General features: G+C 50.9%; 20 protein-coding genes. All 20 read right to left on the minus strand.

Going from position 1 to position 24,022, the window contains the following annotated elements; all coding sequences use genetic code 11:
* Positions 1–7: 7 nt before the first annotated feature.
* On the minus strand, positions 8–1,576 hold the full coding sequence (locus AXA67_05605) for a hypothetical protein (GenBank protein ID KXJ41467.1): 1,569 nt from the start codon (positions 1,574–1,576) through the stop codon (positions 8–10).
* 10 nt (positions 1,577–1,586) lie between these two features.
* Positions 1,587–2,954, minus strand: coding sequence for a hypothetical protein (locus AXA67_05610; protein ID KXJ41468.1), 1,368 nt, complete (start codon positions 2,952–2,954; stop codon positions 1,587–1,589).
* Positions 2,955–2,956: 2 nt separating this feature from the next.
* On the minus strand, positions 2,957–3,859 hold the full coding sequence (locus AXA67_05615) for a hypothetical protein (protein KXJ41469.1): 903 nt from the start codon (positions 3,857–3,859) through the stop codon (positions 2,957–2,959).
* Positions 3,853–5,394, minus strand: a complete 1,542-nt coding sequence (locus tag AXA67_05620) for a hypothetical protein (protein ID KXJ41470.1) — start codon at positions 5,392–5,394, stop codon at positions 3,853–3,855. Before AXA67_05620 ends, AXA67_05615 begins: the two co-directional genes overlap by 7 nt.
* Before the next feature lie 9 nt (positions 5,395–5,403).
* Positions 5,404–6,594, minus strand: a complete 1,191-nt coding sequence (locus tag AXA67_05625; GenBank protein KXJ41471.1) for a hypothetical protein — start codon at positions 6,592–6,594, stop codon at positions 5,404–5,406.
* A 2-nt stretch (positions 6,595–6,596) separates the two neighbouring features.
* The gene (locus AXA67_05630; GenBank protein ID KXJ41472.1) at positions 6,597–8,135 is read right to left on the minus strand and encodes a hypothetical protein; all 1,539 of its coding nucleotides are present in this window, start codon (positions 8,133–8,135) and stop codon (positions 6,597–6,599) included.
* Between the two features lie 44 nt (positions 8,136–8,179).
* Positions 8,180–9,094 carry a hypothetical protein gene (locus tag AXA67_05635; protein ID KXJ41487.1) on the minus strand — a complete coding sequence of 305 codons (915 nt, stop codon included), beginning with the start codon at positions 9,092–9,094 and terminating at the stop codon, positions 8,180–8,182.
* Between the two features lie 184 nt (positions 9,095–9,278).
* A complete protein-coding gene (locus AXA67_05640) occupies positions 9,279–10,595 on the minus strand; it encodes a GDP-mannose dehydrogenase (protein ID KXJ41473.1) in 1,317 nt (438 codons plus the stop codon).
* A gap of 292 nt (positions 10,596–10,887) precedes the next feature.
* Entirely contained in the window at positions 10,888–11,703 is an 816-nt protein-coding gene (locus AXA67_05645) for an acyltransferase (GenBank protein ID KXJ41474.1), read from the minus strand.
* Positions 11,700–15,545: a hypothetical protein gene (locus AXA67_05650; protein KXJ41475.1), complete on the minus strand. Its 3,846-nt coding sequence runs from the start codon at positions 15,543–15,545 to the stop codon at positions 11,700–11,702. The genes AXA67_05645 and AXA67_05650 overlap by 4 nt, the downstream gene beginning before the upstream one ends.
* A 9-nt stretch (positions 15,546–15,554) precedes the next feature.
* Positions 15,555–17,009 carry a ribonuclease G gene (locus AXA67_05655; protein ID KXJ41476.1) on the minus strand — a complete coding sequence of 485 codons (1,455 nt, stop codon included), beginning with the start codon at positions 17,007–17,009 and terminating at the stop codon, positions 15,555–15,557.
* Positions 17,006–17,584, minus strand: coding sequence for a septum formation protein Maf (locus tag AXA67_05660; protein KXJ41477.1), 579 nt, complete (start codon positions 17,582–17,584; stop codon positions 17,006–17,008). The genes AXA67_05655 and AXA67_05660 overlap by 4 nt, the downstream gene beginning before the upstream one ends.
* Before the next feature lie 5 nt (positions 17,585–17,589).
* Positions 17,590–18,057, minus strand: coding sequence for a 23S rRNA (pseudouridine(1915)-N(3))-methyltransferase RlmH (locus AXA67_05665; protein ID KXJ41478.1), 468 nt, complete (start codon positions 18,055–18,057; stop codon positions 17,590–17,592).
* 77 nt (positions 18,058–18,134) lie between these two features.
* A complete protein-coding gene (locus AXA67_05670; protein KXJ41479.1) occupies positions 18,135–18,473 on the minus strand; it encodes a hypothetical protein in 339 nt (112 codons plus the stop codon).
* A 65-nt stretch (positions 18,474–18,538) separates the two neighbouring features.
* Entirely contained in the window at positions 18,539–19,414 is an 876-nt protein-coding gene (locus AXA67_05675; protein KXJ41480.1) for a hypothetical protein, read from the minus strand.
* The gene (locus AXA67_05680) at positions 19,411–19,971 is read right to left on the minus strand and encodes a hypothetical protein (protein ID KXJ41481.1); all 561 of its coding nucleotides are present in this window, start codon (positions 19,969–19,971) and stop codon (positions 19,411–19,413) included. The genes AXA67_05675 and AXA67_05680 overlap by 4 nt, the downstream gene beginning before the upstream one ends.
* Positions 19,962–20,948 (minus strand): MxaC protein, encoded by a 987-nt coding sequence (locus tag AXA67_05685; protein ID KXJ41482.1) that lies wholly within the window; start codon positions 20,946–20,948, stop codon positions 19,962–19,964. The genes AXA67_05680 and AXA67_05685 overlap by 10 nt, the downstream gene beginning before the upstream one ends.
* Positions 20,936–21,832: a hypothetical protein gene (locus AXA67_05690; protein ID KXJ41483.1), complete on the minus strand. Its 897-nt coding sequence runs from the start codon at positions 21,830–21,832 to the stop codon at positions 20,936–20,938. The genes AXA67_05685 and AXA67_05690 overlap by 13 nt, the downstream gene beginning before the upstream one ends.
* The gene (locus AXA67_05695; GenBank protein KXJ41484.1) at positions 21,823–22,659 is read right to left on the minus strand and encodes a hypothetical protein; all 837 of its coding nucleotides are present in this window, start codon (positions 22,657–22,659) and stop codon (positions 21,823–21,825) included. The genes AXA67_05690 and AXA67_05695 overlap by 10 nt, the downstream gene beginning before the upstream one ends.
* 10 nt (positions 22,660–22,669) lie before the next feature.
* Positions 22,670–23,692, minus strand: a complete 1,023-nt coding sequence (locus AXA67_05700; protein ID KXJ41485.1) for an AAA family ATPase — start codon at positions 23,690–23,692, stop codon at positions 22,670–22,672.
* Positions 23,693–24,022: the final 330 nt, after the last annotated feature.

A 24,022-nucleotide genomic window follows, 5' to 3' on the forward strand; every position in this document is an offset into this window, starting at 1 on the left:
GGTGAAATTACTCTGCAGTGATTTCGGGGGTTGCTGGTGTTTTGGATGCGTTTGCGTTTTGCAGTTCTTGTAGCAATTGCCTTGAGGTTTGATTGGCCTGTTCAATCTGCCCGGGCGAGGTGAGTTGCCGCATTGTTTGCCAGGCGCTCATGACCGCGCCGGGCGCATTCAACCGGGCTGCCGTCAATATCCAGGACAATGCCTGGATTTTTTCCGCGGGTTGTTTGGCCTGCTGGAACTTTAAATTGCCAAAATAGAGCAATGCATTGCGGTCACCCGCGGCCAGGGCTTGCCCGGCCCAGTGTTGGGCTTCGTCCTTTTTCCCTGCAGCCTCCAACAAGAGGGCCAGGCGAAATGGGGCTTCTTGAAATTGCTCAGCGGTGGCTTGCCGATACCAGTGGATAGCTTTTTCTAAATTCGAGGATGATTGGGTTTCCTGCCACCGGCGCTCGTAGAATTGTCCCAGGGCCAGGAATGCTTTGGGGTAGCCGGCATTGGCTTGTTCGAGATACAAGGATTCAGCTTTTTGAAGGTCTTGGGGAACGCCGAGTCCCTCTTCATACAAGCTGGCCAAAGATAATGCCGCATCTGCATCCCCTTGTTTCATGGCCAATTCAAAATAACGGCGTGCTTGTTGGAAATCGATCTCCACACCATTGCCCCTGAGATACAACTCTCCCAGCTTATAGCTCGCCTTGGCCACCCCTTGTTGGGACAGTTTTTCTAGCAAATCAATGGCTTGTTGGGGGGCACGGGGAACGCCGCTGCCATTCAGGCGTAGCTCCGCCCATTTTAATTGGGCCCCAATATGACCTTTCTCCGCTGCCATTTGATACCAATGGATGGCTTCTTTAGGCGGTGGGCCAGGCTGGGCGGTTTGTTCCAGCAAGCGGGCCAGGGCATAGGCGGCATTCAGGTTGCCTTGCTTGGCGTGACGGCGGTAAATGCTTTCCGCCTTGGTGATGTCTTTATCCACGCCAAAGCCCAGAGCATGCAGGCGCGCCAGCGCCAATTCAGCAGTGGGGTCTCCTTGGGTCAAAGCGCGTTGATAGTATTGAAATGCCTTGGCGGGATCTTGCGGCACCACTTGCCCTTGTTCATAGAGTTTCGCCAGCCTTTTGCTGGCACCGGCAATACCGGCATCGGAGAGTTTTTGGTAGGTGGCAAGGGCGGCCTGGGGGTCCCGGGGAACGCCCAATCCCTGCAGCCGCATGTCCGCCAAATAAAGCGCGGCGCTTTGGTTGCCTTGCTCCCTGGCTTTTTCCAGCCAGTGACGGGCCTTGTCCCAGTCGCTACGGTTGAAATAATAACGGCCGATGGCCGCTGCCGCGGGCAAGTAACCCTGGTGGTAGGCTTCCAGATAAAAACCGATGGCTTCTTCCGGCGCTTGTTTGACTTTTTCCGCCAACAGTCCCATGCCGTGTTTGGCTCTGGGAAATCCCCGCTCGGCCAGTTTTTGCCAATGCCGCTCGGCGGTTTCATAGTTGCCCTGTTCATAGGCGTGTTTGGCGGTTCGAAGGTCTGCGCATCCGTAAATGAATAACAAGCACGAGAGCAGCAGGCAGTTTTTGGTCATGGGCGGAAGGTTACCAATAAAATGTCAGGGTGGTGGTAAGACGATAAGCGTAGCGGGAAGACAGTTGATGTCGATAGGCGTTGCCGCCACGGAAGCCGCTGGCGACAAATTGCAGTTTGGCCCGTTCTCCCCACCTGCCGCCAATGACAAGATCTACCGCATCGCCAATGTGCTCGTCTTGGCCATTGGGGGCGATGGATAATCTTGCCGCGCGTAGCCGGTTTTCTGGATTAAGTTGGCGGTAGTGGTGATATGCGGCTTCCAGCCAGATTTGCTCGGCCAGCTTTATTCCGGCAAACCCGCTGATAATTTGCAGGTTGCTCAGGTTGGGGTTGAGGAATTCCCCGTAATAGCGGTAGCGGATTGTCCCGAATAACCGGCCCTTGTTATTGGCAATGGATGGCTGCAAATACAGATTATCGTTGCCCTTGCCGGTGCCCAGAGCGTAGTCGAATGCCAGACCAATGGTTTCATTATGGAAAAACCAGGCGGCGCCGATGTCAAAGCCGATGCCACCATTGACGTCAAAGGTTTCAAAACCGTTGACCCGCAGTTTGCCGGGTTTTTCTTGTTCAAAAGAGAGATTTTGGCTTTGCCCTACTACCGTGCCTGCATCCAGCCAATAACGAATAGAACTGGCAGGGTCGATTTTCCAGGTGCCGTGGGCCCTGGCGCCGATCCAGACCATCTCTGATTTGGGGCGGATGATTTCGTTCATGGAGACGACCCGGCCGATCTGGTTTTTTTTGACGTCGCTGTTTTCGTAGATCAAATAGCCTTCAACGTGATGACCGTAATAATAATGATGATCGAGATGGCCGATGACAAACATGCTGTCTTTCAGGCCGGTTTGTTCTTCCGCGCTCCCGGCCTGGCGTTCTTCCACCACCCGGCCGCCAAAAGCCAGTTCTCCGGTCAGCAGGGTGGTATTGAATTGCAACTGGAGGACGTCGAGCTGGTTGTCATACCACCAGCTCCTAGGGTCACGGAACTGCTTGCGGCCAAGCAAGATGCCCAGGGGCAGGTCATCCCATAGGTAAGGGGCCTCCAGATACAATTGGCGGGCTTCGAAATAGATGTCGTTGGCGGTGTTTTGCCCGGGAAGGCTCCGCAGATTCTTTAATTTCTGATAGAGATAGACTACCCGCAGATCGGTATTAAATTTCCAGCGCTGTCCCAATTTTCGCCAATAGCGCAGCCCGGCCCTCACCCTGCCTTCATTTTCTTCCGGGCGGCCAAGATCCAGCCGGTCCAGTCCCTGGCCTTGCACACCCCGGAGCGACAAATAATAGCGGGCTTTGTAATTGGGCGAAGGTTCGTTGGCGAAAGACAATGTTGCCAGACATGCCAGCAATAGCAGAGGGAAAATTTTTATCATTATTATGGCGCGAGTTGTTTTTTTAGCTCTTCTATGACTTGCTCAAGGGTTAGCCGGGACTGTGGCGTCCGGTGTTGGTTGATTATATCCAATAAGTGCTGGATTTTTGGTTTGAGGTGGGCGAGATCTTTATTTAAATCTTCTTTTACCAGTTGTCTTTTGATTTGTTGTTGGGCTTGTTGCGCTTCCGTCGGATGTTTGGCGGCTTTGAGCCGGTTGAGAAAATCAATGCGGCGGTTGTCGGCATAAATGGCCTGGCGATAGCGACGGATTTGTTCCGGACTGATTAAGGAAAAGCCTTGAATGTTTTGAAGGAAAAAGTTGTCAAAACTGGATGCACTGGATTCTTTCCAGGCGAGTTCAAACCGGGCCGCCTTTTCCGCGCATTGGGGGCAAGGGGGGAGGGTATTCTGCTCTGATTTGTTGGCGCAGTTCCCGACTATACAATCAACGGGATATCCGGTTTTCAAACGCTGCCGGGCAATAGTGCATTGTTGTGCTATGTCTTTAGTCGAGAGGTCCCCGTAAAAACGGGGAATCATCACCAAATCCACCTGCGCTCTTCTTTCGCCCAGAATGGCGCTTTCACAAAGGAGAGTCAGCCCTTCCAGCCGTTTTTGCCGAAGTAGATGGTGTCCCAGCCAATATAAAGATTTGCTGTTTCCTAGCCTTGCGGATTTTTGGTAATAAGCCTGTGCCTTGGTTAGAAAGTCAGGAAAGTGTTTCAGATTGGCTTCATAAAAGCGGCCCAGGACATGATTGGCTTCTTCCACACCTTCTTCCGCCAACTGGCGCAGAATTTCTTCTTGCTTGTCCAACAGATCGGAAGTGGCTTTGGCCAAAACACTGGCAGTTGCCAACAAGGAAAAGATAACGATGAAAGAAACCCGGGCAGCACTCAACATCCATGCTCCCCTTTAAAGTGAAAACCGGCGCTTTGATTCTCCTGCAGGATCTGATGAGTGAAAGGCTCGAGATCTCCCGAGAAATACCTCGGGGCAGAGTTGATGAAGCGGTTTTTTTGCATAAATACTTCAGGGGAGCCCTTGGCTGCGGCTGCGGCCAGATAATTATTATCGAAAGTATTTGCAGTAAAAGCCCCTTCCGCCGCCAGGTGATAAGGGTCGGCGATAAGATCGCGGGATTTGTCATAGGCCAGGCTGATAGTCGCCACTTCTCCGCCATACTTGCTGTTGTGGATAAAAGCGTTGTCCCGCAGGGAAATATTGCAGCTGTTGCGGATAAAGATGCCGTTTCCCCAGTTATAGGCAGCTGTATTGGCTTGAACGATGGCATAATCGCTTTCGCTCAAGCCAATGCCGTTGCCGTGATTGGCCATGGTAATGTTGCCAGTAATCAGGGTGCGGAAACTGCTGCGGTCGGTCATGATGCCGCTGCCAACATTGCCCAGAGTCAGGTTCTCACCAATGACGGAGTCATCAACCCGCCGGGAAATAATAATCCCGTGGGCATGACCGGCATTAACCACGTAGTTTCTGGCAATGAGCAAGCGCCTGGAATCATCGTGGGGGTCAATGTTGTAGATCACATTGTTGTGATAAGCGTTACCGACAATGACAGCGTCCGAGGCCAGCCGGCTGTAAAAACCGAAGAAATTGTCTTCGAAGTGATTGCCAATCAGCCAGCCGGTAGGCAGGGCGCTGGCATGTAAGGAATGTTTTAGTCCTGATAGAGGGGAAATATAAGCGGCTTTTCTATCGAACTGGGAAGCCATGGACATCCCGAAAGTACTGGATTTGCCTTTATAGCCCAACCCTTGAAAAGCCGAGTTGGCGGCATAAATTTTTCCTCCCGCTCGAATAGTGATATAGGGCCTGGGGAATTGCACGCCGGTTTTTAACAGCTGGGTTTCTGGCAATTTTTCGCGGGGACCTGGGTTGCCACGTTTGTGGTCCCAACTGGTCACTGTACTATCGACAATGAAAAGACGTCCAAAACTGGCCAAAAAAGTCCCGTGGCGAAGCGACAGGCGCAAGGTCTGATTGCGAATGACCAGGGAGGCGGTGGGAAATACCACGATTGGCCGGTAACTGATGAAGGTATGGGCATCAATTCGTTTGAAAACATTAGGGTCGTCAATAAGCCTGGCCAGCTTGGCCAGATCGTAAACACCGTTGGCGATCACAATCGCCTGTGGGTTGAAAATGCCCGCTTTGCGCCACGCGGCCCGCATCTCCAACAGGTTGGAGACCGGAAGCAAATAGATATTTTCCGCTGGCATCAAAATAACGTCATTGCCATGGAATTTTTCCGGGACTTTATGGCGCACCGCTTTTACGGTGTATTGCCGCCAGTTGATTTTGTGATAGCTGGCTAGCATCTTGTTCAAGCGGGCTGGATTTTCTGCCTGCACTATCATGGGCAGGAGCAACCCGAGTCCGCCTGTCAGGCGTTTTAGAAAAAGAGCGCAATAACCCATCGGAGTCTTTTATTGTTTCCGCAGCCAGGTGGAAAAAAGGTCAACCTCCACAAAAGCGGCGTTGCCCAAAAGGCGCCAATCGAGGGGCTGATCCGGTTTGATGACGGCATTTAAATACATCACCGGATGGGTGGACACGCTTTGCAGCGGGGCGGCTCTCTCCAGTTCCAGCGAGGCACCGCTGCGCAGGCTGTGCAAGGTGCCAGTGATGGTTTGGCCGGAGGCAAGGCGGATTTCAGCCGGCGCCCCGATGACCAATTTTTCAGCCGTTTTGGCGTCGAATTTTGCATCCACGTATAAATTCTGATCAACAGGTAGCAGCGTTACCACGGGCTCCCCCTCGGCAACAAAGTTGCCGTCGAGCAGATGCCAGGAGACGATCCGGCAGTGACAGGGGCTTTCAATGACATTCCCCCCGCCATTGCGCAATTTCAAAGTGGCCAGGACTTGTCCGGGCTTGACTTCTTGCCCGGGTTGAATCGGTGTTAACTTGGCTATCCCGTTGCCGAGGGATCTGAGTACGGTAATGGGCCCGTCAACTTCTGCCGCCATGCTTTCCACAATAAACAGGCGGTGATATATCCCGTTGCCAATGAGCGCCAATAAGCCTGCCAATACCAACAGCATGGCCGCCAAACCCGAAAAGCGCCTGACCTGGAACATAAAACGCTGCCACGGCGACCTGGTGGAAGTGGACTCGATCGCCGTAGGTTTCGGGCTAAAAGCATCCCGTTTGATGACATCCAGCACATCGTCCACAGCGACAATATCGCCATTCAGATAGGCATTGATTACCTGATGCAGTACCGCCAACTGAGGGCGGTCCAGATTGACAAAGCGATAACCGATTTTATTGTCGCCTTCGATTTCATAGACTTTCTCCAGTTCGACATCGATAGCGGTTTCAATGCCGTTGAAATCAAAAATCAAACGGCCGCTTAAATGACGTTGGGCGCGGATCTCCTCGGGCAGTGAATAGCCTTTGGTTTTCATGAAATGTTCCACAACGCTCATGTCTGACTGGGAGGTTGGCAAGTCCGAAGGCTGCCTGAGCGAAAGGCCGGAAACCGACCAGTCAAACACTTTCAACAAAATGCCATGGTATACGAATTTGGCGGGAATCTGATAACGGGCATGGCGCCTGGTGTATTCGGCCTCGTGTCTGAGTTGTTGAACGGTTTGGTTTTCCACAATATTCACCCCTAGAAAAAAGGAAAATTAATCCACTGTTGCGCATCGGTCAAAGTTCGAAAAAGGTCGCGGCTGTCATAAACCCCAGTCATGAACAAAATAAAGGTAATAAAACAAACGATATAAAATGCCAACGACAAATTCGAGCTTGCAGCTTTATACCAGGCGTCCCAGCGTTTGCCCTGGCTCTTTAATGTGGTTTTTTGCCGGGTCCATTTTTGTTTGTAGAGATGATTGAGAATGTAAACCTTGACGATGGAACCATAGATTTGATTGAAGTAGATCAGCAGCGGCCAGCTGATGTGCAGTTTTCTGCCGGTGGATGCCAGCATTAGGGTTTGCAAGTAACGAATCAAGGCAACCCACCAAATGGATACAGCCCATAACCCGGGTCCGTATTTCAATGAGGCGATGGCGACCGAACCCAAGCCGAACAAAGAAGTCCACATGGAAAGACGCTGGTCTATCAAGCACCACCAGGTGAAAAAGCCCATTTTGTTGCGTTGCACTTTCAGGGCCCGGCTGTTGGTCCGCAGCATATTGCCAAACCAACGCCGCATAAGCACGGTGGCGCCAGTGAAGAAATTGGGGTGAGGGGGTTCTTCCACGGTGATAATTTGAACGTCAGGGATATACCACATTTCCCAACCGTTCTTTAACAAATAATACCAACTGGATTTATCATCGCCGGTCAAAAAATTGAAGCGGCCCAATCGCCAATGTTCAATAAAATCCCTTTGAACCGTATCGATGAATTCGGGCTCGATAATCAGATTGGCCCGGAACATGGACATCCGGCCGGTCAAAGTCAATACCCGCCGAGCCAGGCCAAAAGAAGACATATAAACATGGCGCTGGGCGAAGCGCAATTGATACCAGCGCCGGTACCAGTGGATTGATTTCTGATTGCCTTCCAGTTTGCAGTCTTCGTCGGTGGTCAGTGCCCCTAGGCGGGGGTTGAGGGCAAAAAACCGGAAGCAAGCTTCGGTAGAGCCTGGGGTAAGAATGGAGTCGCCATCAATCACAGAAACCACGGCGCGATGATGATTGACTGGCGTGCTGGCAACCGCGCGGAATCCCGCCGCCAAGGCGTCTCTTTTTCCAGTGCCGGCAATGCGCACGATTTTGAGCTGAACGTGATCGGGCGGTTGCTGAGACCTGAATAGCGCCCGGACGATATTTTCTTCACTAATTTCCACAACGGAAGCGATAATCGTGGCGGGTACCGGAGAACGGATCGCTTCACGAATGGCTTCCCGGTAAACCTCAATGGTGACATCCGTGCCGATTCTGAAAGTAGTCAATAAGAAAAAAACGTGTTCCGGATTGCCGCTATCGCCCATTGCTTCGGTTTGCTTTCGCCAGCGGGGGAAAACATGCTTTCGATAAATGAGACTGCGTGTGAAATGAGTCAGGCTCCAACTGTAACGCCATAATGATAGCCCCCCTAAAAGGAGCACGAACTCTCGGGCGCCAGGTTGAAAGTAAACTGGTGGTAGATATAAGGCACAGGCCACCAGAGCCAAGGCATAAATCAGGAAGGGCAGCATGACCAATGGGATAAATTGACGTTACGATTCATAGAGAACGGTTTTTAGCGGCAGGGTTGAAGAAATTGTTGGGGGTCAACCTTTTCCGAAAGGCGGATGGTTTTTTGCTTGCTTTTCACAATAATAGTGTTCCCGCAAATTTTCCTCTGCGGTAATCGCACGATTTTGAAGCCGCCGCTTTCATTGTTATAGAGATAGTTGCCATACACTTCATTATCCAAGCCATCACTCGGCGTATCGCCCCCCAGGCGAATTCCAGCGCCGAGATTATTATAAACCTGATTGTAACGAATGATGTTTTCATTGCCCCGTACTGAGATACCGGCCACGTTGGTATCTTTTTGCTGAGTGCATAAATTATACTCAATGAGGTTGTAGCGGCTACCTTCCTTGATATCAACGCATTCGCTGCCTTGGGAGTGGATGACATTATGGTGTATCCAATTGCGGTCGGAATGATCAATTTCCCTGTCGGGATTGACGTCTTTTGCAATTTGTTCAGGCGCCGTGCCGATGTAAATGGCTTCTCCATTATGGCCGCCGCCACCCATTCGAAAATCCCGTTGCCCACAATTGGCAATCCAAGAGTGGGCTATTTCGTTGTCATGGGCCTGATATTTCAATCGCAGGCATTCGTCCTCGGCATTTTTCAATTCCATATCGAGCAAGCGCACGCCTTGTATGCCTATGTTTTTAAGCCCTTTGATATAGACAAGTTTTTTTCGGTAACCGGCATTGCCATTCTTGTCAATCAGACCGTCCACCGTAAAATTATGAAGCTCCATAAACGAATGGCGCAGAGAAATCACATAAGTCTTGCCCGCGCCTTTGACAATAGTGCCTGGACGGCCGACAATCCGGATTGGAGCATATTGGGTGCCTGCGCGGACGCTCTGGAAATCCTGGTAATAAATGCCCGGCAATAATACGACAGTATCCCCAGGATAGGCTTTTTCCAACGCTTTTTGAATGGTTTTAAGTGGCCGGGCGGGAGAGGAACCTGCCGCCCGGTCATTGCCATCGATGTGCACAAAAAAATAATTCCCAGAGATAGTAGAATCCGGGCTGACGCTAGTGGCACAGCCTGTCGCAGTCACCAAGCCAACTAGAACCAGCCATTGCCATCGAGCCACAAGCCACATATTACCAACAGATGCCTTGATATTTTCCTGAGCTGGTTTTGTCTGTGATTCTCGCCAAATCAATGATGTGGTGAGAATCTTGGCGAATCAAGGGCTCGAGTTTATCTTTAATTTCATCCGTGTTGTGTCCTACCACTAAAACATCGGCATGACCAATGACTTCTTCGATATTTTCCCGCAACAAATTGGAAATATGGGGGATGTGATTGAGAATGTAATCCCGGTTCGCACCCGTGAGGGAGGCGAGATGGACATTACGATCATAGACAAGCAGGTCGAACCCTTTTCCGATCAGCATTTCCGCCAGTTCCACCAGAGGGCTTTCCCGCAGATCATCAGTACCAGCTTTAAAACTGAGGCCCAATAGGCCAATTTTCCGGCGTCGGGTGGCTTTTATCATTTGGTAAGCGCGTCGGATTTGGTCGGCATTGCTATAGAGCAGAGAGTTGAGCAAAGGGGTTTTCAGGTCCAAATGCATGGCCTTATAATTGATGGCCCGCACATCCTTGGGCAGGCAAGAACCGCCAAAGGCAAATCCCGGCCTTAAATAATAGGGGGACAAATTGAGTTTTTGATCCATGCAAAAGATCTCCATGACCTTTTGACCGTCAATACCTTGTTCCTTGGCCAGATTGCCGATTTCGTTGGCAAAGGTAATTTTTACCGCATGCCATGCGTTATCCGTATATTTGACCATCTCCGCCGTAGGTATGTCGACCTGGATAATGGGGGCAGGAAGATCCCTGTAAAGGGATGCGATTTGCTCCCCATCTTGTGGTGAAGAAGCGCCAATGACGGTTTTGGGCGGGTTGAAAAAATCATAAATCGCGGTGCTTTCCCGGAGAAATTCCGGGTTGGAAACATAGCCAAACCCCTCGTCCACCTTTAAGCCCGAAGTTTTTTCCAGCGTGGGTATGGCTAGATCGTAGGCTGTGCCAGGTAGAACGGTGCTGCGCATGACTATAATATGGCGCTGATTTTTTTGCGCTATGGCGCTACCAACTTCTTCACATACTTTATGCACATAATCCAGATCAAGGCTGCCGTTAGAATAACTGGGGGTGCCAACGCAAATGATGGAAATGTCTGATTCGAGAACGGCGCTTTTAATGTCAGACGTGGCTTTCAAACGGCCCTGTTCGACAGCCGTCTGGATATATTCCTCCAGATCTTTTTCGACAATAGGCGATTTGCCTTGGTTGATTAAATCGAGTTTGGTTTGATTGACATCCACGCCAATGACGGAATGGCCATTTTTGGCCATACAGGCGGAACATACCGCACCTACATAACCTAATCCTATGATACTGATATCCATTAGATAAACCTCCAGCGAGCAAAATCCACAATTAAAACCACATTCGTTTCCCCATCTGACTGTGACGATAATTTGGTTTGCTATATTAATATATTCTGACAAAAAAGTGTGAGAGAAATATTACAAATGACTGGATGTTCTGACAGAAAGGATGGCGGGTTTAAAAAACGGCGTGAAATCAAAACGAATTAACTTATGATCCGGGATGTTTGGCAGAGTGAAGCCAACTGAAAATAGAGAAGAATCGGGGGCGTTTTTTTTAGCGAGACAAATAGCGCCGCTAAAATAATCGCTAGAAGCGGCAGTGTTGCAGTGCGGGAAAGGTGTTTCGTACCCGCTCGAGGTGCTGGAGATCGATGTTGGCGGTGCATACGCCCGGAGTCTGTGCCAACCGGGCCAGCACTTTACCCCAAGGGTCGATGATCATGCTGTGACCATAGGTTTCCCGGCCATTGGCATGGATGCCCCCCTGATTGGCGGCAATCACATAACATTGATTCTCAATAGCACGAGCGCGCAGCAAAACCTCCCAATGGGCGGCGCCGGTTCGGGCGGTGAAAGCGGCCGGGACCAACAGGATTTCCAGGCCTTTTTTCGCCAGCAATCGAATGTATTCTGGAAAACGCAGGTCGTAACAAATAGTCAGACCCAATTTGCCGAAGGGCGTATTTAAAAGCACGGGCCTGTCGCCTGCTTCAATAGTATCGGATTCCCGGTAACTTTCATCGCTGCCTGGCACATCCACATCGAACAAATGGACTTTGTCGTAGCGGGCCACTCGCCGTCCTTGGGTATCATAGATCAAACAAGCGGCACGGATTTTTTCAGGGTTGTGGCTTTGCAGGGGCACGCTGCCGCCTACCAGCCAAAGCTGGTGGTGACGGGCGCAATCGGCGAGGAAAGTCTGAATAGGCCCTAGACCATCGGGCTCGGCCAAGGCGAGTTTGTCATGGTCTTCACGGCCCATAAAGGCGAAATTTTCCGGTAACAGCACTAATTTTGCCCCCTTATTGGCGGCTTCGCAGATGAGTCGGTTGGCGGTGCGCAAATTGTCCGCCAAATCATCGCTTGAGGTCATTTGTATGGCAGCGGCGATAAATTCATTCATTTTCGATTTTTTCCAGTGATTTCACTCAGTCCTTTCCAAATGCCATGCAGCAACGTGCCGGGCAGGCTTCGCCGGACCCGGGTAATCACAGGGTCGTCCCAGGTGCCATTGATAGCGTATTGGCTTTGGGTCAAGCTGTCCAGTGGCGCATTAAAGGTTTTTTGGGCAATCCCGGCCGCCTTGCCAATACCGCTGTTTTGACGGTATTTGAAAAGCCCAAGTGTCAGGGGCGTGTTGGGAATTACGGTGACGAATTCGTTGACTTCTTTCTTGCTCAGATCGACTTCCCCTGTCACGAAGATTCTTGCCGGGACCGATTCAATCAATAAATTGTCCGTAACAGCGCGGCCATCGGCAAGGGTCATGGCGCCGGTTATACGATCATAGGCCAGGCCCGATTGGAAAAGATCACTAAAATCCAGTCTTAGTCTGCGCTGCAACGTGCCCAAATATAAAATGCCCAGCAGGCGGCCAGCGCCGGGTTCAATATCCAGTAAACGCCCCCGTCCCAATTTGAATTTGACCTTACCATCAAGCGCATTTAATGCGAATTGGTAAGGCGCGCCAGGCCAGCGCAAATCAAAGTCGATTTTGGCGGGGGTTTCGGCAATGGGGGTTGTGTGGCCGATTCGTTTTAAAAACTTACCCAGATTTTTACTGCGTAATCGTCCTTTAGTATGGGTTTGCTCAGGGATAAGAGACCACCAACCTTCGGCATGGAGCTGATGGGTATCGGCGTCTGCGTGCAGGGTGAAGTCGATTTTTCCTTGTTCAGAAGCCGCTTCCAGATTCAATGGGCCAAGATCCCGCTTCTCCCACAAAAGGCGGTGAGTATAAAGGTTGAGCCTGGGCAGTTTTTCCAAAGAAAACCGGGATTTGTCAGATGGCGATGAAGCGGAAAGCGATACCAGCGGCGTAAGGTCGAGAAAATCCAATTGCCCATTCAGCGCGTTTTGTTTGCTGAAGTAAGACCACTTCCCCTGGGTAAAGGAGGTTCCGACGGTACCTTGCCAAATACCGTTCCGAGAGAGTCCCTGAAAGGCGACTTTTCCCCAATCCCGGTGCCAGTTCCAAAGGTGGTCGGTTTCCAGGGTAATGGAGAGAAAAGACGCTTGTTTATTGTTAAGCGTCCAGGACCCAAAAAAGCTTTGCCAATCGTCCAATGAAAGCTTCGGCAAAGAACCTTCGATAGTGAAACCTTTACCCCCATTCTTTGGTGTGGGCGGCGGTTGCCCTATGCCGATCCGGCCACTGACGGGGGTGAGATGTTCATCGAGCATCAGATTAGCGTGGATATTGCCATAATCCAGGTTGAGGGGGTGAGGGGTAGCGGCATCGAGCCAACTCGTCAGAAGTAGCAGTCGGGATTGATCCTTCGGTTTTGCCAGGGGGGCTGGGAGTTTGATTTGCATCCCCTCCAGATTGGAGCGGAAGCCTAGACGCGGCGGGATGGCATCATTGTGGTCGATATCCAGGCTGGCCGTCACGGCAGTGCTACCTTCGGCTATTTCAGTAATTTTTGGGAAGAATTGTCGGGATAGCCACGGTGAGTCAATACGGGTATCGAACTGGGCGTGGGTGTTTCTTGCTTGAGTCACTATGGTCAGCTTGGCGGGTTGTCCCGAAAACCTGCCTTTGAGGTAAGATCGCATATCCTTTTCGGTGAAGTTGAGGTTGCCGGATAATTTTTCCAGCTTTAATGGATAAGGCTTCATTGCCATCCGGGCCTTTTTGATGGTGGCTTTTCCGCTCAGATGAAAGGGGATTGTCTTCTTTAATGGGATGGCAAGCGATAGATCCAGATATGCGGAACCCTGGATATCGCACCATTGCAATAACGTATTCACGGGTTCTTGTAGCGGGGACTGCCGCAAGACATGAAAGACTTCTTTAGCCTGGTTAGAGGTGGTGCCATGGATGTCGAAGGTGGGGCTGAGACCAATCGCTTGGATTTCCCCCCGTAATCTTCCAATTTTTGCGCCGGCGAATTGACTCTGGTCGAGTTGGATAACCAAATGGTCGTTGTTAAGCGATAATACTCCGTTGGCGTGGGTGACTGCCGGCCAGTCCCGGAGAAAGTCAATGGTTAAATTGTGGGTGGTCAATACCGCCTCGTTTATTCCGCTTTTGTCCCGGAATGGAAACCGGGAAAGGTTGCCTCGTATTAGTACTTTACCTCTGGCATCGCCGCGCAGTGGGGAACGGTTAAACCAGGCAGCCAAGTCGTGTGGAATTTGTTTGGGAAGATAATGCTTGATGGCTTTCATGTGGAGTCTGGAGATAATAGCCATTCCCTCCACGGTTGGCTTAAAAGGCTGCCGCCTCTCCCAAACAAGGCCAAGTTTCAAAGTGGCATCCAGATCCGGGTTTGCCAGACGCAGGTGAGGGGAATGAAACCGCCAGCCTGGCTTGTTTTTTTGCCAGGTAATCAAGCCCACCGCCTTGTCGAGGGAAACAGGCTTTCGCAGCAAGGCGGGAAAAGCAAGGGTGGCTTGATGGGTTTGCAAGTGAAGCTGCCCTTCCTTTAGATTACCGCAGAGGTTGGCGCTGACATTTTTTACCTGTGGCCATGATTGGTTTGGGCCGATGAAACTGATTTGGCGCAGTTCTCCGCACGCCGCCAAATGATGGGTGGACTTTGGTTGACGGTGCCATTCCAAGGAAAAATTGCGCAGACCGCCGCTGAGCGTGTAGCCGCGCAGCTGAGCCATATTTGAAAGCCCTGGTGCCGAAAGAATAAGATGCAGTGGGGCTTGAAGCTCATCCAAATCCAGATTTTTTATAGCTAGTTTGAGGGTATGCGCAGGACTTGAATAGTCCAATGACAGGCTGAGGTGCGTCGCCTTGTGGTTCAATTCAGGATATATGGTGAAATCGGTCAGTTCCAGAGAATATTGTTGATCAGAGTGCCGCCAGCGGAACCAGGTCTGAATTTTGGCAAGGGTGACTGGTGGATTCCTCCGTCCCACGGCAAGTCCGTTAAGTTGAAGCTGACCCTGTAATTGGGAGAGATGACGGGGTTCCCAATCGCCCCATACGCTTAAATTGCCTTCACCCCTTTGGCAGGAAAAATGTTCTAGAACAGAGGGCAGCCATGGGTACTCATCTTGGGAAATCAAATCTGTTTTACGGATAAATTGTTGGATGGGGTGGAGTTGCAGGGTTTGCAAATCCAGATAGAAATGGCCGCGCCAGGCGGCTGGATTCGTTAGTTTGCCTTCAAATTCGGTATCCAGGTGAATCTTCCCGGTATTCTGGCCTGGTGGTATTAAGAAAACCTGCAGTCGGTGATGACGGCCTTGATTATCCAGCCTTAATGAGACGTCACGAAAGGGAATGGATAGTGTATTTTTGCCCGGATTATAAAGAGTGATCTCGCTATGGAGCAGTTCAAAGCGCCCGTCACCAAAGGTCAAATCGGAATTCCCCTGGGTTTCCCCCAAACCCTTGATACGAAAGTCACCATCCTTTGTTTTTTGGATTTCCAAACGGGCGCCGAGAATGCGAATGAGCGAGGGTGTGAGTGATCCTGTTAATACGCTGCCCGGCAGGTCAATGGCAACCTGGACTTCATCAAAGAGGCGGGTTTGCTTGTCCGTTGGGCCAATGGAAATTCCGATCAATCGCAGTTCAGGCGTCCAGCCGTGGAGATGGGCCCGCAGTTTTTGAATTTGAAGCGGTATCCCCAGTTCCTGGGAAAGTTTCTTTTCCCAATGGTGTCGGGTCCGGTCAATGCTGGGTAGAATCCAAGCTCTTAGCAGGGTGATTGCTAAGGCGAGCAATACCAGAAAGATGAATAGCGTGAGCCGGGTAAAGCGGAGTGTATGGTGGAAGAGTTGCACAAGGCAAGGTCAAAGTAAGACGACGTCGTATTGCTCTTGATTATATTGTGGTTCCGCCCGGAAGCGGATGCGGATTTTTAAAAACTTTTCCAGTTCCGCCAGGGTAGTGGCTTCTTCATCCAGCAATCTTTCGACAACTTCATTGGAGGCCAAGACCAGCAAGGACTGGACTTCATACAGCCGAACCTCGCGGATAATTTCCCGGAATATTTCCAGGCACGTGGTTTCCGCGGTTTTGAGAACGCCCCGGCCGCCGCAACTGGGACAGGGCTCGCAGAGAATATGTTCCAGGCTTTCCCGGGTGCGCTTGCGGGTCATTTCCACCAGTCCCAAAATGGAGACTTCGCTGATGGTGTTTTTGGCGTGATCTTTTTCCAGGCTTTTTTCCAGAGCCTTGAGCACTTGCTTGCGGTGCTCCTCGTCCTGCATATCGATGAAGTCAATGATAATGATGCCGCCCAGATTGCGCAGGCGCAGTTGCCTGGCAATGGTCTGGGCGGCCTCCATGTTGGTCTTGAAGATGGTTTCTTCAAGATTGCGTCCCCCGACAAACGCCCCGGTATTGACATCGATGGTGGTCATCGCCTCGGTTTGGTCAAACACTAAATGACCGCCGGACTTCAATTGAACTTTGCGCTGGAGGGCTTTTTGGATTTCATCTTCGATACTGTAAATGTCGAACAAGGGCCGCTCGCCTGTATACAGTTCAATCAAGGGAGCAACTTCCGGGATGAACTCTTCGGCGAAACGCACCAGGTGATGATAGGCTTCGCGGGAGTCGATACGGATTTTTTCTACCTTGCCCCGGTACAGATCCCGTAGCGCGCGGATTGCCAGGGGCAGGTCTTCATGCACCAGGCTGCGGATGGGGGCTTCGGTGTAACGTTCCTGAATGGCATTCCAAAGTTTGAGCAGAAACAGCATGTCCGCCCGCAGGACGAACTCATCGGCGCCTTCGGCGGCGGTGCGGGCAATGTAGCCGCCGCATTCGTGTTCTTCCCGGAATGCGTCGATGCAGGCTTTGAGGCGTTCCCTTTCGTTCTCGCATTCGATGCGTTGAGAAATGCCGGAAATCGGGGAAAAAGGCATATATACCTGGTAGCGGGAAGGAACGGAGACTTCCATGGTCAAGCGCGCTCCCTTGCTCCCGAGAGGATCTTTGCTTACCTGCACCATGATTTCCTGGCCTTCGTGGAGCAGCGCTTCAATGTTCCCGTTTTGTTCGTTTTTTTGGAGATTTTGGGTCAGGTCGGAATAATGGAGAAAAGCGGCGCGGTCCAGTCCGATATCCACAAAGGCTGCCTGCATGCCCGGTAGCACCCGGCATACCTGGCCCTTATAAATATTTCCCACCAGCCCCCGTTTGCAAGTTCTTTCGATGAAAATTTCCTGAAGTATCCCGTTTTCCACCAACGCGACCCGGGTTTCGGGCGGTGTTACATTAATCAGGATTTCATCGCTCATAAAAGTTGGATGCCGGCTTGTTGTAGTAAATTTGCGGTTTCAAAAAGCGGCAGCCCCATCACGCCTGAGTAGCTGCCTTCGATGCGTTTGACAAATATCGCGCCCTTTCCCTGGATAGCATACGCGCCTGCCTTATCGGCAGGTTCTCCGGTTTGCCAGTAGGCTATTATTTCATCTTCTGACATAGGCCGGAAGTGTACTTGGCTTTCACTCAATTGGCAGCGTTGTTTTTTATCGGTATCCAGGCATACGGCGCTCAATACCCGATGGGTTCTCCCGGACAACCTTTGCAGCATGGTGATCGCGTGTTTCCGGTCCCGGGGTTTACCAAGAATCTCGTTGTCCACCACCACAATCGTATCCGCTCCAAGCACGGGGATTTGATCGGGATTGTGCGCTTGCCCCGCTTTGGCTTTTTCTCTTGCCAAACGAATCACAAAATCCAGGGGGTCTTCGTTTGGCAATGGGGTTTCGTCGATATCCGTTACCACAGTTTTAAAAGAGACGCCAATTTGGGCCAAGAGTTCTCGGCGCCTGGGGGAGGCAGAGGCTAATAAGATACTGGGCTTGGTCATAAGGGTTAACGGTGATAGGGATGACCTTGCAGCAAACTCCAGGCGCGGTAAAGCTGTTCCGCGACAATGATGCGAACCAGGGGGTGGGGGAATGTCATTTTGGACAGGCTCCACTTATCTTGGGCATGTTGCAGGCAAGCGGGTGCCAACCCCTCCGGCCCGCCAATCAGTAAAGCCAGGTCAAGGCCGCTTTGCAGCCAGCAGGAAAGCTGTTGGGATAATTGCTCTGTTGTCCATTGGTGACCGTCTTTATCCAGGGCAATGATTCGGCTACGGGGAGGTATGGCTGCCAGCATTTGCTTGCCTTCCTGTTCAATCAGGCGCTGAGTATCGGTATGTTTGTCCCTTTTTTTTAACGGAATTTCCTTCAGCGCCAGGCGGCATTCTTTGGGCATTCGCTTGGCGTATTCGAAAAAACCTGCCTGAATCCACTCCGGCATGCGGTTACCCATGGCGATAAGGTGAATGCGCACGAGATCAGTTCACGCCGGCAGGTGTTTGTCATTTGCTTTTGAAGCAAGGCAAAGTATTTGCCGCTTATCCAAACCTATCATTGCGGTGGGTAAAGCCGGTAACAGGCATTCAGAATAGATTGCCGGGCCAACGGTTCCTGGGTTTGGCTGGCGTATTTCTGCAGGCATTGCCCATAGTTTTTCGGCCCGAAAACGGCATTCTTGGTTTTGTAGGCGGATTTGTCAGGAAATTTTTTTTCGCATCGGGCGATATTTTCCATGGAGCCACCATAGGTCATGGTGCCGGGCATGGAGTCCAGTAAACACTCCCAATAATTATCGGGTCCGAATAGCGCATCGGTAATTCCTGCCTGAGCATTAGCCCAGGAGCAGACCAGCAATGGAATCAAAATATGGGTGAATGTTCGTATTTTCATAGTCTTGAATGAGTTTGGTGGATAGGACAACCCTCTATTGAGTATGGCCGGGTTATGAAAAACCGTCAAACCACAAATGCCGCAATCAGCAACAGGAATGCCACCAGCGCGGCGTAGGGGCGCAGATCTTTCTTAATCATGGAGGTAACAGAAGGCTCCAATTGCAAGAGATTTTCAGCCAGTTGTTTTGGCGCTTGGAGTCTGTGATAGTCCATGCCGGTCATCACCGCCAGAGATTTGAGGTGGGTTTCTTCTAAAGAAGAGGTGAGCCATTGATTGGATTGCAATTGCTTGATATGGGGGTGGTAACGGGCCGAAATCGCGGTCTCAGGGAGATCGCTTTGTTGCCAAAACCCAAGCATTTGATTGTTTAGATCCAGTTTGGGAATGGGGGAGGGGTGAAGCTTCCCAACACCGACAATTAATCCTGATGTTTTTCCGGTGGAACTCCGGTAATGCGGTTCTAGAGCAGTCTCTGGCACTTGCTGCCCATCGGTAAAGAAAACCAGTTGGGCATCCAGTTTTTTGAGCTGACGCAGCCCGCTAAACAAACCGTAAGCAATGTAACTGTCCGCCGCCCAGGCACTGCGCCAGTCGATTTGGGAGAGTGCATTAACGATGGCGGGCATATGTTGACACACCTCGATGGGGTGTAGCAGTAGTTGGGTATTTTTATGGGTGAATATCCCCAGGCCCACTTGAGAGCCGCAGGGCAGCGCCAGAATCGCTTGTTTAAGGGCTGTCTTGGCATAGGATAGCCGGTCAGAGGGTAATCCTTCCACATGATAGTCCCGGGTATTCATGCTTTGGGTGATGTCGAAGACAAATACAAACCGGTTAATTTTCTGTTCCCTTTCCCAAATCGGGTGGAATAGGGTTGTTGCCAGCAGTAATACGGCCAGCGCCCAAAACCAAAAGCGCCAATTTAAGCTTTGGATCATGGCCCCCCCTTGGGAATCCCGGGCATAGTGGCAAAAACACTGGCTTTGGTGCCTTGCCATTTGGAGGCTTCCCGCTCCCGGGGTGGCAGGGTGATACGCAAGGCATATTCCAGATGGTAACAGGCATCCCGGTTGCTGGGATCAAGGCGAACGGCTTCCCGCAAATACTGCCGGGCCAGTCCCAGTAAAGTTTGAACCCGGGAATAAGCCCAAACCCCGGATTGGTTCCAATAGTTGGCCGCTTCGCGCAGATACAGGGAGCCAAGGTTATAAGCCAAATTTGCCCTGAGTTTTCCCTGGGTTCTGGGCAGGATTTGATTATAGAGTCTCAAGGCTTCCATAGTATTACCTCGGCGGTCGTGCCAATTGGCCTTCGCGGCAATGAGGATTGGATCGGCCAGGTCTTTAACCGTGATTGAATCAATTTGTGCCAAAGCCTGGTTGAATTGCGCTGTTTCCCATAGTTTGAACCCTTCCCAAGTCGTGTAAGCCAGCAGTCCCAGGATGACAGCCAGGGTGAGGGTGGAAACGGAAAACAAGAGCTTGATTAAGGCCATGATGAGATCTCCATGGCTTTTAACGCCAGCAATGGAATGCCTAGCAATAACGCAAGCCCATAGCCAAAATTGGACAGATCACGGCGTGGCAGAAGTTCTTCATACTGTAAGGGTTGATTTTCCAGCCGGTCAATTTCCGCTATTGCCTGGGCCAGGCTTTCAGGATTTTCTGCCTCAAAAGCGCGATAGGGAACACCCAGGGTTTGGAAATATTGATGAAGAAAATACTCTGGTGTTGTTGTCTCCGACACATTTCGCTTTGGCGGTTTCAGAAGGCTGATGCCATTGGGGTTGCGGAGATAAATCCAATACAGGCGCACATCCAGGTCCTGAAAATCCTGGCGCAGGCGGTCTTGGGTATCGACATCAATCCGGGCGGCGCCGTCAGAAACCAACAGAATGACCCGGGCGCCAGTGAGTGGTTGATTGCGGAACTGCTCGAGCGCCATGGCCAGTCCCGGAGCAATATTGGTATTGCCGCTGCCGCGCAGGCCAATGGCCCGAATGGCGGCTTTAATCGCTTCCCGGTCTTGGGTAAGGGACAAAACATGAGCGGGGGCGGTACTGAAGGAGACCATGGCGAACAAATCTTCTTGTCGGTTGGATACAAAATCCAATAACAATTGCCGGGCGGCGGCGCTCTTGGTTTCCTTGGCCGCCCCTCCCATGTAACGGCCGGAAAAATTTTCATTCATGCTGCTGCTGCGGTCGATGGTTAAAACGATATGAGCGCCTGTGCCGGTGCGTTGTATCTTTTGTTCGGTAATGAAGGGACCGGCGAGGCCAACGACTATTGCGGTCAATAAAATGAAAGTGGAGAAACGCCGAAAAAGGTCGAGAGACTTTGACCTGCGATCTTCAGGCAAGCAAGCGGTGGCAGGATAGGCAAACCGCTTTTGCCCACGGCGCCAAAAGGGAAGCAGGGTGAATGGCAGTAAGGCAAACCAAGCAGGGGCGAGAAAGTCTATCGAGGGCATTGTTTTTCAGCTTCTGCGCATTGACGGCACAATTCCTCCAATTCGGAAACGGAGTAGTATGTTGCCTGGGATGATCCTTCGAAAAAAAACCGTCTTGAATATTGAAAAAAACGCTGGAGCTGAGCCTCAAGACCCGAAAATGCCGGATGGGTTTGAATGAAATCAGGAATTTGATCCGGATGGAGTGCCTGTTTGGCGGCCTGGTTCAAAGCATGGTGAAAGGCTTTAAACGCAATTTCTGTTTGACCTTTTTTGCCTGCTTTTCTGATGGTCGGTAAAGCCTTCCTGAAAGGATTGGGCGTTGTGAATAATGAAAACCCCCGCCGTTGCCACCAATAAAAAATAAGCAACAAAAAAATACCCGTGACTAACCAAGACAAATGGCGAAGATAAGGGGTGACTGGCTGTTGGGAAGGTTGCCAAAGGGGGCGCAGTGGTACCTGATCGTCTCGCCAATGGGGAGGAATCATAGGGGAGACGGTAAATTGCCAGGGAGGCGCGCTGTGCTTCACGGTTTCCCCTTGGGGGCCTTCAAAAAAAAGTTGCAAGTCTGGTAGGGTTAAATCGGTAGGCTGCTTTAAAGAGGGGAAGATTTGATAGTCAATTTTGACCTGGTATTGCTTCCCTTGGCGGGTTTGTTTTTGATGCCAGTCTATTTGCCGTATTTCCAGCCATTGACTGACTGCGCCCGGGCCAGGCAAGCGTTCTGTGACCAAGCGCCAGCCAGGTTGCGTTGCAATTAACAGTTTGTGGGAGATGATCGAGCCTACCTGGTAACCCAAAGGCGAGGGCGTGATTTGCTCGAACTTAAAAGGTTGGGTCCCCTTTGCCTGGATTGGCATGGCTAAAGCCATAAGTATCAAAAAAGTTAATTTCAGGCGCATGTTTCGACAAAGTAACGGGTGAAATCTTGCGGGGAAAAGTGATCGATCACCCACAGAGGGGGGCGTCCATAGCGGCGGCAGAGTTGGGTCAGTTGCCTGCGCCTGTTTTGAAAGTGTTGGGCAATTTTTTGTTGCAGCTTGGGGCGTAACCATAACAAGCGTTCATACCCTGTCTCTGGATCGCGTAAGCGGATTATTCCGCGTTTTGGCAATTGCCATTCCCGCTTTTCCCAGAGTATGACCGGCACTACATCGTGGGGTTGCAACCTTTCCAGCCCCTCGGTTAATTTTTCCACAGGAAAGTGAAAATCCGATAAAAGAAAAACCAAAGCTTTTTTTCTGCCGAGATTGGCAGCCACATCTTCCCAGGCGGGCGGAAATGCGCCGTGGGGCGGAAAATTATGCAACTGCCTGGGCAGAGAAAACGCCAAACTTTTATAGTGCCTCAATGGCCAATGAAGTTGCCATTCGATTTTATCCGTCATGGCGAAAAATCCAAAAGGGTCGCCGGTGCGGAAACAAGAATAGGCGATAGCGGCCACGCACCGGGCCAGCATTTTGCGCTTGCATCCAAAACCCATGGAAGCGGAAAGATCGGCAATAACATACACCGGGATGATGCTGTTTTGCCGAAATACCCGCACTTTATATTCCCCGAAAGGATCGTGCAGGGTTGCGTGAACATCCAGATTTCTGGGGTCAGGGCGGTTGATCAATGAGGCATGACCATGGAACTCCTGGCCGCCCCCTGTCGCCGTACTGTGATGATGCCCTGGATAAGCGCTAGTTGCGCGCCAAGGGACCCGGTAGTGAAATTCCTCTACCATCAGTCGGTATTTACGGCGTGGCTACCTGTTCCAATATACCTTGCGTCAAGGCTTTCGCGAGGGACTCGCGCCGCATTTCATGGACCGGCGTGAAGAAGATTCGATGCCCAATCACATCATGAAATACATGCCGGATATCTTCTGGATAAAGGGCGTCGCGATTCTCAAGCCAAGCTTTTACCTTAGCGGCTCTTAACAGCATGCTCATGCCCCGGGGGCTTGCGCCAGCCAGTACCAGCTGCTCCATATCTGCGCCGTCAATTTTCACGCCATAGTCTTGTGGCGTTTGGGTGGCATGCCACAGGTTTAAACCATATTTTTGTAGTGTCTCACTGGCGCGGATATGCTGTTGAATGATCTTGGCGATGGGTTCAATTTCTTGAAAGGGAACGATCTCGGGTTCCAGCCGCTCAATTAATCCATCCACATCATGGAATTGGGGATCGAACATCAATTGTTTGCGCAGGGTGTTGTCTTGCGGTGCTTCAATATGAAGCTCCATCAAAAAACGGTCTCTTGCGGCGGAGGGAATTTCAAACGTTTCTTCTTTTTCAACACGGTTACGGTCGGCGAAAACCTGCAAATAAGGGAACGTGTACTCTTTATTGAATGCAGAAACGCTTCTTTCCGCCATAACACGCAATAGCAAAGAGTGTACTTGGGGCCTGGCTCGATTGACCTCGTTAAAGAAAAAGACGGAAAGATTTTGCTCGTGGCGTAAAAGCGGGCCCGGATCCACCTTGGGTTTCCCGCTTTCATCAATATAGGTGTGATAAATCAAATCGTTCGGCATTAAATCAATCGTGCCTTCGATACGCTCATAGGCGCCACCAATGGATTTAGCCACGGCACGCAACAATGTGGTCTTCCCGACCCCCACGTCACCTTCAAGCATGACATGGCCCCGTGCAAAAAGCGCGATAGTAATTTTTTCGATGGCCTCATCCAAGCCGATGACCGCGGATTTAATCTGGCTTTGAAGATCCAAGGCATGCTGCCGCCAGTCGGATAAAAGGTTGTGAGGTGAATGCATGTTCAAATAAAAGTCTAAAAATTCAATAAAGTAGCATTTGATAGAAACTTAAATTTTAAGCATTATATTTTGACACATATCCTAGTGATTGATATCATCTTTGCCTCACTCTCATTCGTTAAAATTTTTTCCTAGGTGATAGGAACTTTTTGGGGGTGGTGAGTTGTCCTAGATTTTGCGCCTCAGGGAGGGGGTTGTGATTTCCGGGATTGGAAATTTTTCATGGGGGTGTTGACACAGGGAGATGGTGGGTTATAATTCCCCTTCTCACTCACGCAGTGAGATTTAGTTCTTTAACAAGTTAAATCGAATCATCCGTGTGGGTTCTTG

The organism is Methylothermaceae bacteria B42, assembly GCA_001566965.1.
Lineage (GTDB): Bacteria > Pseudomonadota > Gammaproteobacteria > Methylococcales > Methylothermaceae > Methylohalobius.

What these genes read in the sequence shown, in the direction of transcription:
- AXA67_05645 (KXJ41474.1), bottom strand. Translation starts at nt 11,703, where the DNA reads ATGAATGAATTTATCGCCGCTGCCATACAAATGACCTCAAGCGATGAT.
- AXA67_05690 (KXJ41483.1), bottom strand. Translation starts at nt 21,832, where the DNA reads ATGCGCCTGAAATTAACTTTTTTGATACTTATGGCTTTAGCCATGCCA.
- AXA67_05700 (KXJ41485.1), bottom strand. Translation starts at nt 23,692, where the DNA reads ATGCATTCACCTCACAACCTTTTATCCGACTGGCGGCAGCATGCCTTG.
- AXA67_05605 (KXJ41467.1), bottom strand. Translation starts at nt 1,576, where the DNA reads ATGACCAAAAACTGCCTGCTGCTCTCGTGCTTGTTATTCATTTACGGA.
- AXA67_05630 (KXJ41472.1), bottom strand. Translation starts at nt 8,135, where the DNA reads ATGCTGCCCTTCCTGATTTATGCCTTGGCTCTGGTGGCCTGTGCCTTA.
- AXA67_05675 (KXJ41480.1), bottom strand. Translation starts at nt 19,414, where the DNA reads ATGATCCAAAGCTTAAATTGGCGCTTTTGGTTTTGGGCGCTGGCCGTA.
- AXA67_05610 (KXJ41468.1), bottom strand. Translation starts at nt 2,954, where the DNA reads ATGATAAAAATTTTCCCTCTGCTATTGCTGGCATGTCTGGCAACATTG.
- AXA67_05620 (KXJ41470.1), bottom strand. Translation starts at nt 5,394, where the DNA reads ATGGGTTATTGCGCTCTTTTTCTAAAACGCCTGACAGGCGGACTCGGG.
- AXA67_05685 (KXJ41482.1), bottom strand. Translation starts at nt 20,948, where the DNA reads ATGCCCTCGATAGACTTTCTCGCCCCTGCTTGGTTTGCCTTACTGCCA.
- AXA67_05660 (KXJ41477.1), bottom strand. Translation starts at nt 17,584, where the DNA reads ATGACCAAGCCCAGTATCTTATTAGCCTCTGCCTCCCCCAGGCGCCGA.
- AXA67_05615 (KXJ41469.1), bottom strand. Translation starts at nt 3,859, where the DNA reads ATGTTGAGTGCTGCCCGGGTTTCTTTCATCGTTATCTTTTCCTTGTTG.
- AXA67_05695 (KXJ41484.1), bottom strand. Translation starts at nt 22,659, where the DNA reads ATGGTAGAGGAATTTCACTACCGGGTCCCTTGGCGCGCAACTAGCGCT.
- AXA67_05640 (KXJ41473.1), bottom strand. Translation starts at nt 10,595, where the DNA reads ATGGATATCAGTATCATAGGATTAGGTTATGTAGGTGCGGTATGTTCC.
- AXA67_05670 (KXJ41479.1), bottom strand. Translation starts at nt 18,473, where the DNA reads ATGAAAATACGAACATTCACCCATATTTTGATTCCATTGCTGGTCTGC.
- AXA67_05655 (KXJ41476.1), bottom strand. Translation starts at nt 17,009, where the DNA reads ATGAGCGATGAAATCCTGATTAATGTAACACCGCCCGAAACCCGGGTC.
- AXA67_05680 (KXJ41481.1), bottom strand. Translation starts at nt 19,971, where the DNA reads ATGGCCTTAATCAAGCTCTTGTTTTCCGTTTCCACCCTCACCCTGGCT.